Source organism: Glutamicibacter mishrai (assembly GCF_012221945.1).
Taxonomy (GTDB): domain Bacteria; phylum Actinomycetota; class Actinomycetes; order Actinomycetales; family Micrococcaceae; genus Glutamicibacter; species Glutamicibacter mishrai.
The window spans coordinates 1,365,625-1,378,547 of the sequence record NZ_CP032549.1; the positions used below are offsets into that span (position 1 = coordinate 1,365,625).

18 protein-coding genes are annotated in these 12,923 nt (G+C 63.3%); 8 read left to right on the plus strand and 10 right to left on the minus strand.

The features are described 5' to 3' along the window. Positions 1-30: 30 nt before the first annotated feature. Complete coding sequence (locus D3791_RS06465) at positions 31-681, minus strand: 4a-hydroxytetrahydrobiopterin dehydratase (RefSeq protein WP_172511653.1); 651 nt, start codon at positions 679-681, stop codon at positions 31-33. A gap of 182 nt (positions 682-863) precedes the next feature. On the opposite strand from D3791_RS06465, the gene D3791_RS06470 reads away from it, so the two are divergent. Together D3791_RS06470 and D3791_RS06475 are read left to right on the plus strand one after the other, a co-directional pair. Next, the gene (locus tag D3791_RS06470) at positions 864-1,400 is read left to right on the plus strand and encodes a hypothetical protein (RefSeq protein WP_172511654.1); all 537 of its coding nucleotides are present in this window, start codon (positions 864-866) and stop codon (positions 1,398-1,400) included. Further along, entirely contained in the window at positions 1,400-1,855 is a 456-nt protein-coding gene (locus tag D3791_RS06475) for a DUF421 domain-containing protein (protein ID WP_172511655.1), read from the plus strand. The genes D3791_RS06470 and D3791_RS06475 overlap by 1 nt, the downstream gene beginning before the upstream one ends. Before the next feature lie 79 nt (positions 1,856-1,934). On the opposite strand, the gene D3791_RS06480 is transcribed toward D3791_RS06475, so the two are convergent. From D3791_RS06480 to D3791_RS06495, 4 genes are read right to left on the minus strand one after another with little or no spacing between them, the layout of a single operon-like run. Further along, on the minus strand, positions 1,935-2,273 hold the full coding sequence (locus tag D3791_RS06480; protein WP_172511656.1) for a hypothetical protein: 339 nt from the start codon (positions 2,271-2,273) through the stop codon (positions 1,935-1,937). Further along, positions 2,264-2,869 (minus strand): cysteine hydrolase family protein, encoded by a 606-nt coding sequence (locus D3791_RS06485; RefSeq protein WP_172511657.1) that lies wholly within the window; start codon positions 2,867-2,869, stop codon positions 2,264-2,266. The genes D3791_RS06480 and D3791_RS06485 overlap by 10 nt, the downstream gene beginning before the upstream one ends. Before the next feature lie 3 nt (positions 2,870-2,872). Beyond that, positions 2,873-3,079 carry a hypothetical protein gene (locus tag D3791_RS06490; RefSeq protein ID WP_172511658.1) on the minus strand — a complete coding sequence of 69 codons (207 nt, stop codon included), beginning with the start codon at positions 3,077-3,079 and terminating at the stop codon, positions 2,873-2,875. Between the two features lie 40 nt (positions 3,080-3,119). Continuing rightward, a complete protein-coding gene (locus tag D3791_RS06495) occupies positions 3,120-3,329 on the minus strand; it encodes a hypothetical protein (protein WP_172511659.1) in 210 nt (69 codons plus the stop codon). A 199-nt stretch (positions 3,330-3,528) separates the two neighbouring features. Here D3791_RS06495 and D3791_RS06500 point away from each other — a divergent pair, with 199 nt between their 5' ends. Continuing rightward, entirely contained in the window at positions 3,529-3,945 is a 417-nt protein-coding gene (locus tag D3791_RS06500) for a CBS domain-containing protein (protein ID WP_172511660.1), read from the plus strand. Between the two features lie 114 nt (positions 3,946-4,059). Here the strand turns inward: D3791_RS06500 and D3791_RS06505 are convergent, their stop codons facing one another. Genes D3791_RS06505 through D3791_RS06515 form a run of 3 tightly spaced genes read right to left on the minus strand, consistent with a single transcriptional unit; the run spans position 4,060 to position 4,782 of the window. After that, complete coding sequence (locus D3791_RS06505) at positions 4,060-4,308, minus strand: hypothetical protein (RefSeq protein ID WP_172511661.1); 249 nt, start codon at positions 4,306-4,308, stop codon at positions 4,060-4,062. 27 nt (positions 4,309-4,335) lie between these two features. Further along, complete coding sequence (locus D3791_RS06510; protein WP_022875697.1) at positions 4,336-4,491, minus strand: hypothetical protein; 156 nt, start codon at positions 4,489-4,491, stop codon at positions 4,336-4,338. Between the two features lie 24 nt (positions 4,492-4,515). After that, on the minus strand, positions 4,516-4,782 hold the full coding sequence (locus D3791_RS06515; protein WP_028268631.1) for a DUF7218 family protein: 267 nt from the start codon (positions 4,780-4,782) through the stop codon (positions 4,516-4,518). Positions 4,783-5,094: 312 nt separating this feature from the next. On the opposite strand from D3791_RS06515, the gene D3791_RS06520 reads away from it, so the two are divergent. Continuing rightward, positions 5,095-6,111 carry an SDR family oxidoreductase gene (locus D3791_RS06520; RefSeq protein ID WP_246242399.1) on the plus strand — a complete coding sequence of 339 codons (1,017 nt, stop codon included), beginning with the start codon at positions 5,095-5,097 and terminating at the stop codon, positions 6,109-6,111. Positions 6,112-6,147: 36 nt separating this feature from the next. Here the strand turns inward: D3791_RS06520 and D3791_RS06525 are convergent, their stop codons facing one another. Next, complete coding sequence (locus D3791_RS06525; RefSeq protein ID WP_157379129.1) at positions 6,148-7,242, minus strand: hypothetical protein; 1,095 nt, start codon at positions 7,240-7,242, stop codon at positions 6,148-6,150. A 245-nt stretch (positions 7,243-7,487) separates the two neighbouring features. On the opposite strand from D3791_RS06525, the gene D3791_RS06530 reads away from it, so the two are divergent. Beyond that, positions 7,488-7,658 carry a hypothetical protein gene (locus D3791_RS06530; protein ID WP_172511662.1) on the plus strand — a complete coding sequence of 57 codons (171 nt, stop codon included), beginning with the start codon at positions 7,488-7,490 and terminating at the stop codon, positions 7,656-7,658. Between the two features lie 47 nt (positions 7,659-7,705). Next, on the plus strand, positions 7,706-8,878 hold the full coding sequence (locus D3791_RS06535) for an alcohol dehydrogenase catalytic domain-containing protein (protein ID WP_172511663.1): 1,173 nt from the start codon (positions 7,706-7,708) through the stop codon (positions 8,876-8,878). A 3-nt stretch (positions 8,879-8,881) separates the two neighbouring features. Here the strand turns inward: D3791_RS06535 and ku are convergent, their stop codons facing one another. Continuing rightward, positions 8,882-9,850, minus strand: a complete 969-nt coding sequence (gene ku, locus D3791_RS06540) for a non-homologous end joining protein Ku (protein ID WP_172512915.1) — start codon at positions 9,848-9,850, stop codon at positions 8,882-8,884. Between the two features lie 162 nt (positions 9,851-10,012). On the opposite strand from ku, the gene D3791_RS06545 reads away from it, so the two are divergent. Both D3791_RS06545 and D3791_RS06550 read left to right on the plus strand, forming a co-directional pair. Next, positions 10,013-12,535 (plus strand): ATP-dependent DNA ligase, encoded by a 2,523-nt coding sequence (locus D3791_RS06545; RefSeq protein ID WP_172511664.1) that lies wholly within the window; start codon positions 10,013-10,015, stop codon positions 12,533-12,535. 15 nt (positions 12,536-12,550) lie between these two features. Continuing rightward, positions 12,551-12,808: a DUF4235 domain-containing protein gene (locus D3791_RS06550; RefSeq protein WP_172511665.1), complete on the plus strand. Its 258-nt coding sequence runs from the start codon at positions 12,551-12,553 to the stop codon at positions 12,806-12,808. Positions 12,809-12,923: the final 115 nt, after the last annotated feature.

Genomic DNA, 12,923 nt, shown 5'->3' on the forward strand with positions numbered 1-12,923 from the left:
ATTCAGCAACTTCGGCGAGCGCCGGCGCCGCTAGCGGTCCTGCTCGGTGCAGATGCAGAACCTGTTGCCCTGCCGATCCGTCGCCACGGTGAAGCTGGGGGCGTACTGGCTATCGAGCTCGGTGCTTTCGCTGCCCAGCGCTTCGAGCACCGGCTGGCTTTCGGAGAAAGGGACCCACACATCCAGGTGCAGCCGGTTCGGGTTGGGGTCTTCTGTTTTCTGGAACCAGATGGCAGGCAACCGGTGGTTCGGGTCGGCCAGGCTGCCGTCTTCTTGCTGCTTGTATCCCAGGCCGGCGGCCCACTGCGCGGCGACCTGCTGCCGGTCGGCTGTATCGATGCCGATTTCCACCGTGCGGATCAATCCCGGGCGGGAAGTGGCGCCAAGTGCCCGGGCCTGTTCGGAGATCCTGCGTGCCAGGGCGATATCCCGGGTGGTCACCCGCCCTCCGGCGTCATGGGAAGTAGTGGTGACGAAGACGCGGTTGTAGCGCCAGTCCACGTCCGGGTGGTGGTTGTCCATTTCGGCGGCTCCGGCGATATCGCTGAAGAGCTCGATGGCGGATGCCGCTGTTTTGGTCTGGAAAACGGCGGCTATGCCGCCGGGGATTTCCCGCCAATGCGGCAGGTCCTCCAGATAGTCGCTGATCTGCTGGTCACTGAGAATGTCGTTGCTGCCCATGCGTATCTCCTCCTTGAAAACACGATGGCACCGGTGCCGCTTCACCTCAAGGAGATTTCCTGAAGGCACAGGTTTCCATCAGTGCCAGATCTGGATGTCTCCTGTGAACTGATGCGCTACCTGCCCGTACGCGGGCGGGACGGCCTAGCCTCGATGGCAAAGCGCAAGGAGGCCTGAATTCCATGCTGAACATCTTCCAAGCCGAGATCAATGATTCGACGTTGGATGACATCAAATCTGCGCATAGCAATCGCAAGCGCCGGCGGCTGCGCCGTGCCGCGCTCCTGGCGGTTGCGGTCATCGTCGTGGCTGCCTTGCTCGGCCTGTTCGCCCAGGAGAAGACCGTGGTGAACGACGGCGACGGCTTCACGGCCGAAGTGCAGCTCCCCACCGTGATCAGAGCCGGAAATGAAATCGAGCTGAGGATTGAAATCACCGCTGCCGAGCCGTTGCCCGAGACCATCACCCTGGAGCTGAACGAGGACTACCTGATGCTCTTCGAGGACTTCTCGGCCTTTCCCGAACCCGAGTCCGTAGCAAGCGGCGCAGGTGGCACCATCCAATTCGAGGTGGCCCCGGTGCCCGGGTCCAGGCAAATGGTCGCCACGCTCACCGGCCGCGCCTCGGATCAGTGGTCCCCGAGCACCGGCGGGGTGCTGGGCATCGAGGTGAAGGGCAATACAACGGAACTAGAGATCAGAACCTGGAGGATCCCCTGATGGATATCGTCATCCGCGCTGCCGTCGCGTTCATCATCCTATGGCTGGCCACCCGCGCCGCGGGACGGTCCACACTCGGCGAGCTCAGTTCATTCGAGCTGGTGCTCTTCGTGGTGCTGGGCGATTTGGTGCAGCAAGGCATCACCATGGAAGACCGTTCGCTGGTCGGCAGCTTGCTGGCGGCCTTCACCATGATCGTGCTCGCAGCGATCCTGAACTATGCAAATATGCGATGGCCCAAGCTGGGCAAGCTGATGCAGGGCAGGCCCATTGTGCTGGTGCGCGACGGGGTGCTTGACCGCAAGGCGCTGCATGCTGAGCGCATTGGCCTGGATGAGTTGAGCATGCTGGCCCGCCAAGCAGGCATCGAGAACTACAGCAGCATCCGGCTGGCCATATTGGAAGCCAGCGGCAAGATTTCCTTCTTCACCCAGGAAGCCCAGTCCCGATCCTGAGCGCAGTTGCCGGAAATGCGGGAAAGCGGGCGGTGCCAACCAGATAGGTTGGCACCGCTCGCTTTGTGCGCTCGGTCCGCTACTGCTCTTCCGGGGTCTCGCGCTGATCGGGCAGGTTGGCGCTGCGCTCCGCGTCCAGCCCGGGGTCCTCGAACTCTTCGAGGCCATCGAGCTGCGTGTCATCGACAGCGCGTTCCCCGTCCAGCGGTTCGACCAGCGTGGTTTCGGGATTCAGCAACAGCGGGTCATCGTCGCTTTCGGCCAGGATGCGCTCTGCCCCGCGCAACGGGTCATCCGCATCCAGCTGCGCAGGCGCATCCGAGGAGCCTTCGGCCGGTTGGCTGTCGCGGCCATCCAGCGGCTCGTCGATGTCCTGGTCCTTGCGCACATTCTCGAATTCTTCATTGTTCAGTGACATTTGCGCTCCTCTTGCCTTGTCCATAGGTAAATGATTTCTTCGGTGTCCATCAGCTTCTGCCGATGCTGGGTACTCATGTATTCCAGTGCGTTCTGCCCTGCCTGCGGGTCCGGGGACGCACAGGCATCGGTGGCGACCGCAACCGGGAGATTCGCGGCAAACGCGTCAGATGCCGTAGCCCGGATGCAGGTATCGGTGGCGACCCCGGCCAGCACCAGGGAACTGGCGCGGCGTTGCAGCAGCAGCGTCGTCAGCTCCGTGTTCCAGAAGGCGCTGTCCCGGCGCTTGACCACCTCGATGGCCCCGGCCAGCTCCAGCTCCTCCAGGTACCCGGCTTTCGCCGTGCCTTCGAAGAGGTAGCCCTGGCCATCCTCGAGCATCTTCAGCGTCCAGGTGGACCTGTCTTCCTTGTGCACGGTGCGCACGCTGAACACCGGCACCCCGGCCCGTGCCGCCGCCGCGGCCAGCCGATTGCAGTTGGCAGTGATCTGCTGCCTCCATGCGGTCAGCCCGGGGTCTGCGAAGAAGCCGCGCTGCAGATCGATGAGCAGCAGGGCCGGGTGCCTGAAGTCGCTCGTGGAATCCGTAGCACCCATGGCTCAGCTGTGCGCCGCGCAGTGCTGGCAGCAGAACACGTCCTGTTGCTGGCGCACCGGATGGCCCAGGATGGCGCAATTGCAGTGTGCGCACCGCTCGGCCATGTCCTGGATGGCGCATTCGAAACTGTCGTATTGGCCTGAACGCCCATCCCTGCTGAGCATGAACAGCGGGTCCTGGCCGTTTCCGCACAAATCGCAGGTCTGCATTGGTTCTCTCCTGTCTTCTGCTGAGTGTTCCCCTTTGCGGCTAGCGTTCCTCGTCATCCTCGCGGTACTGGTCTTCGGTCGAATCATCCAGATCCGGGTCGATGCCCTCAGGCTCGTGGGCCGGGGCGGGAACGTGCTCGTCATCCGGCTGGCCCAGCGGCCAGGTCTTCTCGACCAGATCCTGGTCCGGGTCCTTCAGCCGATCTGCGGCGTGGGCAATGGCTTCCTTGGCCTTGTCGATGAGTCCCATGGTTCTTGTCCTTCCGGATTGATCCGATACGGTCCTCTAACCGAATACCAGTGAAGCGTGCCCCGCGTACATGGTTAATCGGCTGTTGCCAGCTTCGCCCCGGGCGAGCCTGCAAGGACGCTGGCAATGGTTGATGGCCTGCTTGCGGTGCTGGAGCGTGGGAAGCGTCCCCGCAGGAAAACGCGAAAGGAGCACGATCATGGTTGCAGCCAAGGAACTAATGACCTCGCCAGCCAAATGCGTCAAGGAACAGGACTCGGTCCAGGTCGCAGCCCAGCTGATGAAGGACCTGCAGGTCGGCATGCTGCCCATCTGCGGCAAGGATGACCGGCTGGCCGGCACCATCACCGACCGCGATATCGTCATCAACGCCGTAGCCGACGGCGTGGTCATCTCCAGCACCAAGGTCGCCGACTATGCCCAGGGCAAGCCGGTGACCATTGGCGCCGACGATTCCATCGAGGAAGCCATCCGCACCATGCAGGAGCACCAGGTGCGCAGGCTTCCAGTCATCGACGGGCATACGCTGGTGGGAATGCTCGCCCAGGCGGACATTGCCCGCTACTACGACGAGCAGAGCACCGGAAGCCTGGTCGAAGGGATTTCCCAAGACTAGGACCAGACCAGGACCTGCCGCCGGCAGCAGCACAAGGGAGAGCTTCCGGGCAAACCACGGTTTTCCCGGAAGCTCTGTTCTTGCTCTTGGCGATTTTTCGCGGCAGTTGCCGCGTCACCGTCCGTTGGCGTCCGTGCCTCCCCTCGGCTCATCCAACGAGCTTGGTCCCCGAACCAGGCGGTACACGCCGTAGATGAAGAGCAATGCGCCCCAGCCTGCCACGATCCACAGTGGTCCCGAGGTGCTGTCCGGCGCCGCGAGCAGCGCGTAGATGGCGAATCCTACGGCCACGAGCCCGCCCACAATCGTGAGCCACAGGCCGGGCCGACGGCCGTGAGCCCTATTAATCGGTTTGTCCGTCATGTCTTCATCCTTTCCTCGAAGGAAAGCTCAACCCGCGTCAAAGCGGTCTTCGCTTTCCTCAGACGTATCCTCGGTATTCTCTTTGATGCTCCCCCGGCGGGCCACACGCTCGTCGCCGGGTTCTGCTTCGCGATCCGGCTGCGTGGTGCGTGCCAGGTTCTCGGGCTTGTCTCGGTCGCTCATTGCTTCTCCTGTCGTGGCGATCGGCTATGAATTGCGCAGGGCATCGATGAGCTCGGCCTTGCGCATCTTCGAACGGCCCTCAACCCCGATTTCCTTGGCCCGGTCCTGCAATTCCTCGACGGTCCAGTCCTCGTAGTCCCCGGATTTGCCGCCGCGCTTGCCCACCTCGGAGCGGCCATCGCGGGCGGCGGCATTGGCGATGCGCGCCGACTTCTGCTTGGAGTTCCCCTCCTCGCGCAGCTCCTCGTAGAGTTCCTCATCCTTAATCCGGCTCTTGCCCTTGCCTGCCATGGGTTTCCTCCCTCTCACGCTTCGACAACTGGCCTTCGGATAACCAGCACTGTGCGTCCCACGCTAGCTATCTGCGGCCACGGGCGACAGGGGAGCACCCGGACTCTGCGCTGGATCCCAGACTTCGTCGATAGCACATTTTCTGGCAGCAGCCGCGAACCTGATGCTTGCCCGAAAGCTCTCTGGCCGTTGCCGCTAAGTGCGCAACGTGCTGTTCACCGCCGGTACCCCGCGGAGAACACTGGGAGGGTGTCCCTGACGCCGTTGGCGCTCTCGCGACGGCGTCTTCCAGCAACTACAGGAGGAAAAGCCATGCCCGGGAAGAATCCCCCGCACCACAATGAGCCAGTAGGCACTGCCAGCGATTCGAGCAGCACCGGGTTGCCGGATCTTGGTACAGCAGATGAGCCGGTGGGCACCGGCAGCCACCCGGATTCGCGCACCAGCGATTCCGCGGAAACCGAGCGTGCCGGCAAGGAAAAGATCAGCCCTCCCGAACAGCGCCAGCCGGAGCCCGGCCTGGATCAGGAGTTGAAGCCGAAGGCGGACCACGGCGAGCGCAGCTACCAAGGCCGCGATCGATTGGCCGGGAAGCGTGCGCTGATCACCGGCGGCGACTCCGGCATCGGCGCGGCGGTGGCCATCGCCTTTGCCCGCGAGGGGGCCAAGGTCGCCTTGGCCTATCTGCCCGCCGAACAGCCTGACGCCGACGCCATCGCCGGGGTCCTGGAAGATGCGGGAGTCGAAGTCCACCTGCTGCCCGGGGACCTGCGGGACCGAAATTACCGCGATTCATTGATCGACGAGGCGGTGACCGCGCTGGATGGCTTGGACATCCTGGTGAACAACGCCGGCAAGCAGATCAGCGTCGAGTCCCTGGACGAGCTGAGCGACGAGCAGGTCGAAGCCACCTTCGATGTGAACATTTTCGCGATGTTCGCCTTGAGCCGCGCAGCCCTGCAGGTGCTTCCCGAAGGCGGCTCCATCATCAACACCACCTCCATCCAGGCCTTCGATCCGTCGGACCACCTGATGGACTATGCCGCCACCAAGGCCGCGATCAGCAATTTCACCAAATCGCTGGCCTCCCAGGCGGCCAAGCGCGGGATCCGGGCCAATGCCGTGGCTCCCGGCCCGATCTGGACTCCCCTGCAGCCTTCGGATGGCCAGCCCATCGAGGCGCTGCCGGAGTTCGGCCACGACACCTGGCTGGGACGCGCAGGCCAGCCGGTGGAAGTGGCCCCGGCCTATGTGTTCCTGGCCAGCGATGAAGCTTCATACGTGGTCGGTTCCACGGTGCACGTGAACGGCGGCAAGAACCAGCCGTAGGGCCGTGAGCTGGTCCCCGGGTGATAGGCCCGGGGATCAATCCACGTCATCCTTGCTGATGGTGAATTCCATATTCCTCCGCTCGTATTCGCGCTGGCTGAAGGTGGCGCGCTGGACTTCCTTGACCTCGTCAAAGCTGGAGCCTATGGCTCCGCCCATGGTTCCCAGCGAGGATGCCAGCCATGCAAGGTTTACGTATTCGGCCAGCGTGACATCATGGCGCAGCTGGTAGGCAAGGTATTCCTGGTCAATGACAATCAGCGAGCCTGCCAGCAGGGCAAGGAACAAGAGCAGGTACATGACCGCCGCGGCAAACCCGACCGTCAGCACGGTGGCCGCGTTGTAGACGACCATGCGCTCGCGGCGGCGGTTGCCCTTGGGCTTCTCCCACAACCGGTTATGCAGCAGCAGCCAGAGCGTGAGGATCAGGATGCTTGAGACCGTGATCAGCGAAAGCCGCGCGGCAGGCAGGTAGTCGGCCATGGACCAGATGCTCGTGTAGAACACGCCGAAAGCACCGGTAGCCACCGCACCTGCCATCGCGGAGGAGAGCCGCGGCACCAGTTTCCAGGGCTGGTTGCTGCGCACCATTCCTGCGAGCAGCAGCAACCGCCCGCGCAAACCCTCGATGCTCGAGATGCGGTTCTGCTCGTTCTGCGCGTCCTGCCGGCTGGCGTGCACTCTCATCGCCCGTCCCAGCGGGGTCGGAGGCGGAGCCGGCTGCTTGCCGGTAGCCAATTCCCTGACCAGTTCGGCCAGTTCCCGTGCCACGGTGCGCGGCCGGGCCAACCCGAGGCTGGGCATGGAAAGCACGGCCGAGGCATCCTCGACGGAAATCACCGAACGCACCGGCCGGTTCTGCACATAGTGCGGTGCATCCGTGAGGTAGATGATGAAGTCCCAGCCATGCTTCTCCCGCAGCCTGGGCACCTTGTCGCTCAGCGCGACCCGTCCGCTCTCCCCCAAGGGCAGGGAAAAGGGTGCCACCTGCACGTCCCACTGGTGATCCTGCTCCTGCAGCTTCTCCATGACCCCTTCCAGCCGGGCAGCGATCCGATTGGCCATCGCGTCGGCTATGCCAGGGTCGGCAATTAATCCCACCGTGCGCTTCTCGGGCTCTTGCACGCTCATCAGCACCTCGCAGCTCTCAGGGCAGCAGCTTGGCCCGCTCCCACAGCACACACTAGGAAGTCGCGCCCGGGCCTGCAGTGCCGTTCAGCAACCTTGCAGGAATCAGCACCGGCAGTGCACGCTTGATCCCCGGAATTCCGGGGATCCCCGACTCACAGGCAATGCCCATCAAACTTGCCTTGTTGCCTGCTGCCCGGTGTGGAATGGTCGGTGTCATCGCCCATCTGATGAAGAAAGGACAGTCCATGGAATCCAACCAGCCAGACGAAGAGCGGCACCCGGGGATCGTTCCAACGCCCGATGAGCCCGCGGAGGAAAAACAGAATTCTGTCGGGGACCACGAAGACGCGTTCGAACAGCCAGCCGAGGAGCAGGACCCGGACCAGGTGGACACCGACCAGTTCAATACCGACTGATCCGCGCTTGTGTTCCGCCGGCAACGATACGACTAGGAGATAACCTCTTGAAAGCATTGACATGGCAAGGTAAGCGAAAGATCGGTTTCAGCGATGTCCCGGATCCGGTGATCCAGGATCCCGGGGACGTCATCATCAAGGTCACTTCCACTGCGATCTGCGGATCGGACCTGCATCTCTATGAGCTGCTCGGCCCCTACATGCATGCGGGCGACGTACTGGGCCACGAAACCATGGGCATCGTCCAAGAAGTTGGCAGCGGCATTACCAAGCTGTCGGTAGGCGACCGGGTGGTCATCCCATTCAACATCTCCTGCGGCCACTGCTGGATGTGCCAGCACGACCTGCAGTCTCAGTGCGAGACCACCCAGGTGCGCAAGCACGGCAAGGGCGCCCAATTCTTCGGGTACTCCGAACTCTACGGACAGGTGCCCGGCGGCCAAGCCGAATACCTGCGCGTGCCCCATGCCGATTACGGTGCCGTGAAAGTTGGCCACGAGCTGCCCGACCACCGCTATCTGTTCCTCTCCGATATCCTGCCCACCGCGTGGCAGGGCGTGGAGTACGCAAGCGTCCCGGACGGCGGAACCCTCGCGGTCTACGGGCTCGGGCCGGTGGGCCAGCTCGCCGCGCGCATCGGCCGCCACCTGGGCTATGAGGTGCTGGGTATCGACCCGGTAGCCGAACGCCGCGCCATGGCCGAGCGCCACGGGATCCAGACTCTGGACTTCACCAAGGACACCGTGGGCGAATTGCGCGGGCGCACCGGGCGCGGCCCCGACGCCGTGCTCGATGCAGTGGGCATGGAAGCCCATGGTTCCCCGGTCTCCTCGATGTTCCAGCAAGCCACCGGGCTGCTGCCGGACAAGGCCGCGCAGCTGGCCATGGAGAACGTCTCCGCGGACCGCACCAGCGTGCTGGATTCGGCCATTGATGCCGTGCGCCGCGGCGGCACCCTGTCGATCAGCGGTGTCTATGCCGGGGCCGCCACCCCGATGCCGATGGTGAAGCTGTTCGACAAGCAGATCCAGATCCGCCAGGGCCAATGCAATGTGCGCTCATGGACCCAGAAGCTGCTGCCGCTGGCCGAGGATGCAGCCGATCCGCTGGGCCTGGACGACTTGGTCACGCACGAGCAGCCGCTCTCGAACGGTCCGCAGATGTACGAGACCTTCCAGAAGAAGCAGGATTCGTGCATCAAGGTGGTGCTCAAGCCCTAGCGGCTAGGCGCTTTTCTTCCCGGAACCGGAGGCCTTCTTCTTGTGTGGCGAGGAGGAGGCCTCCTTTGCCGTCGCCTTCTTCTTGGCTGGTTTCCTGGCAGCAGCCGTTTTCTTCGCAGGTTTCTTCGCCGCTGACTTCTTCGCCGCTGAGGCCTTCCCATCCTTGGCTGCCTTGGCCGGGGCCTTGGCATTTCGCCCGTCAATGCTGCGTTTGAGCGCCTCCATCAGATCGATGACCTCCCCGGACTCGCTGCCCTGGTCCTGGGAACCGAAGGTCGCTTCGGTATCCAGTTCCTCGCCTTGCTCGATTTTCGCTTCGATCAGCGCTTGCAGTTGGAGCTGGTAGTCGTCCTGGAATTCTTCCGGCGTGAAATCGGTGCTGTACTGGTCCACCAGGGCGGCAGACATCTTCAGTTCCTGCTCACTGATCCGCGGTGATTTCTCCGGTGCCACCTGCTCGGCGTCGCGCAGCTCGTCCGCCCACATGACCGCTTGCAGCACCATCACCTTGGACCGGACACGCAAGATGCCCAGCCGGGTCTTCTGGCGCAGGGCAAAGCGCACCACCGCCAGCTTCTCAGTGTTTTCCAGTGTCTGGCGCAACAGCTCGTAGGCCTTGGGCGACTTCGAGTCCGCCTGGAGATAGTAGCTCTTCTCCAGCATCAGGGGATCAACTTGGCTTGCCGGGACGAACTGGACTACCTCGATTTCGCGGCTTTTCTCCGCAGGCAGAGCGTCCATGTCCTCATCGGTGAGCACAATGGTCCGTTCCCCGTCTTCATAGGCCTTGTCCAGATCCTTGTAGGCGATTTTCTTCCCGCAGACTTCGCATCGGCGTTCGTAGCGGATTCGGCCGCCGTCCTTGTCATGGACCTGATGCAGGTCGATGTCGTGGTCTTCGGTGGCGCCGTAGGCCTTGACCGGCACGTTCACCAAGCCGAAGGCAATTGATCCAGTCCAGATAGCTCGCATGGGCATAGTGAAGCATCTTTCCGGCCGCGCGTCACTGTCCGGATGAGACTGGCAGGCTGCACGGAGGTTCAGCAGCGCAAAACGCAAAGCTTGCTTGGAACGCTGGATTCCCCGGCGCTGCTCGGGAAGATTGGCCCCATACGGAAAAGCAAAGGACAGCGCATGGCACGCAGGGAGCAAACCGTGAAAGTCGCGGGGCACACGCTGAAAGTCAGCAATCTGGACAAGATCTTGTACCCGCAGACCGGAACCACCAAGGGAGAAGTCATGGACTACTTCCAGCAAGTGGCTCCGGCGCTGATTCCGCATGCCGCGTGGCGCCCCGCTACCCGCAAGCGCTGGGTGGACGGGGTGGGCACTGCCGAAGAACCGGGCAAGGTGTTTTTCCGCAAGGATCTTGAAGACTCCGCCCCCAGCTGGGTTCCCTCCGCCAAGCTGCAGCACAAGACCCATGCGAATACCTATCCGCTGGTCAATAACGAGGCGGTGCTGGCCTGGCTGGCCCAAATGGCAGCGCTGGAAATCCACGTTCCCCAATGGCGTTTCGATTCGTCGCTGGAACCTGCCAACCCGGACCGGCTGGTTCTGGACCTCGATCCCGGTCCCGGTGCCGGTTTGGAGCAGTGCGCTGAAGTCGCGCTGATCTGCCGGGAGATCCTCGACGGCATGGAGCTGCCCAGCTTCCCAGTGACCTCTGGTTCCAAGGGCATCCATCTCTATGCCGGGCTGGATGGCAAATACACCTCAGACCAGGTCAACGAGGTGGCCAAGGAACTGGCTTCGACGTTGGAGAAGGAGCACCCGCAACTGGTTCTCTCCAGCATGAAGCGCTCGCTGCGCGAGAACAAGGTGCTCGTGGACTGGAGCCAGAACAATGCCTCGAAAACCACTGTCTGCCCATATTCGCTGCGTGGCCGCGCCCGGCCCACCGTCGCGGCCCCGCGGACCTGGCAGGAAATCGAAGCGCAGGGGTTGGCGCAACTGGACTTCCACGAGGTGCTGGAGCGCATTGCCGATGGAATGGAACCGCTGGCGCAACTGGCCTCGGCGCAACGGCAGGACCCGGATCGCCTGGCGGCCTACCGCTCCAAGCGCGATGCGTCGCTGACACCCGAACCGGTGCCGGAGCAGTCCGGGAAGGCTGAGAAGGCACAGTCCGTTCAGGCCGGAAGCGACGGCACCGGGTTGTCTTTCGTCATCCAGGAGCACCATGCCCGCCGGCTGCATTGGGATTTCCGCCTGGAGCACGAGGGAGTGCTGGTCTCCTGGGCAGTGCCCAAGGGCCCGCCGCTGGAACCCGGAGTCCAGCGCCTGGCGGTCATGACCGAAGACCATCCGCTATCCTACGCAAGTTTCGAAGGCAGCATCCCGAAGGGGCAATACGGCGCCGGGGAAGTATCGATCTGGGATTCGGGCCGGTGCGTTATCGAGAAATGGCGCGAAGGCAAAGAAGTCATCGCGGTACTCACCGGTGATCCAGCAGGAGGACTGGGAGGCGTGCCACGGCGTTTCGTGCTGATCCAGGCCGCAGGGATGGGCGGAAAGGACAATTGGCTGCTTCAACTGGCCAAGGACCAGCCTTCGGCAGCCGAGGGCGGGGCCTCCGCTGATTCCAGTGGCGCAGGACCGGACGCAGCTCGCGAGCCCAGCGCCAAGCAGGCCGTGGCTGACCTGTCTGGCCAACCCTTGCGCCCCATGCTGGCCACGCCTGGCACGGCCGGGGACTTCGGCGTTGAGCAGGACTGGAGCTTTGAAATGAAATGGGACGGCTACCGAGCACTTGCAGTAGTCAGTGACGGTGGAACCAAGCTGCTCAGCCGCACTGGCCATGACCTGACCGGCGACTTCCCGGAACTCGGAATTCTCGGTTCGCTGCTGCCGGACCGCTGCGTAGTGGATGGGGAAATCGTTGCCCTGGATTCTTCGGGCCGCCCAGATTTCTCGCTGCTCCAGCAACGGGTGTCCCACCAGCGCAAGAAGCGCACGAAGCAGGCCTCGGCCATCAGGATCCAGTACATGCTCTTCGACGTGCTGCAATTGCCCGCCGGCAAAGGCGCCGGGCTAGAGGATCTGACGGCGCTGCCCTACGAGCAACGCCGCCAGCGGCTTGCGGGCCTGGATATCGACCACCAGTACGTGCAGGTTCCCCCGGCCCACACCGGGACCTTGGAACAAGCCATCGAGACCAGCCGCGAGCTAGGCCTGGAAGGCGTGGTGGCCAAGGAACGCGACTCGGCATACGAGCTGGGCCGGCGCAGCGGCAGCTGGTTGAAGCTCAAGCACCAGCTGCATCAGGAAGCCGTGGTGATTGGCTGGCGGACAGGGCAGGGGTCGCGCAGCCGCAGCCTGGCGTCGCTGCTGCTGGCCATTCCGGGACATGACGGTTTGGAGTACGCCGGTCGGGTGGGCACCGGATTCAGCGACACGCAACTTGCCGAGATCCGCGAACGGCTTGAGCAGATCGAGCGCAACACTCCGCCAGCCAAGCAGATTCCCGCAGCGCATCGGCGTGATGCCCACTGGGTGAGCCCGAAATACGTGGCAGAAGTCCGATACACCGAACTGACCTCGGAGCGCCTTCTGCGCCATCCCGTGTGGCGCGGTTGGCGCGAAGACAAGCAACCGGATGAGGTCCACTGGGAAACAGCGGATCCTTCCGGAAACCAAACCGCAAATGGCGGATAACACAAGGAGCAAAACATGAAATTGCTGGCAAAGATCTTCGGAACCCTGGTCTCACTCGGCGCTGGCTGGCTTGGCGCCAAGCTCGTCTCCGGGATCTGGCACAAGGCCATGGGCGAAGAACCGCCGTCACTGGCCAACCCCGATAAGCAGCAGCAGGCAGCCGTAGGCAAGGTGCTGGCATTCGCCGTGATCTCAGGGGCAAGCGCTTCTGCCATCCAGGCTCTGGCCAAACGGTGGGCGCGTTCCCTGGAAGCCAAGGCAGCGGGCCGGTAGCTGGTCGCAGTCAGGCAAAAACCCGGATGCTGGGTCGGGCAGCTGTTATGCAGTCGCCCGACTCGCTGCTGCCCGGTCCTGCGGAATGGTTGCACTCGGTGCATCCACCGCAGTG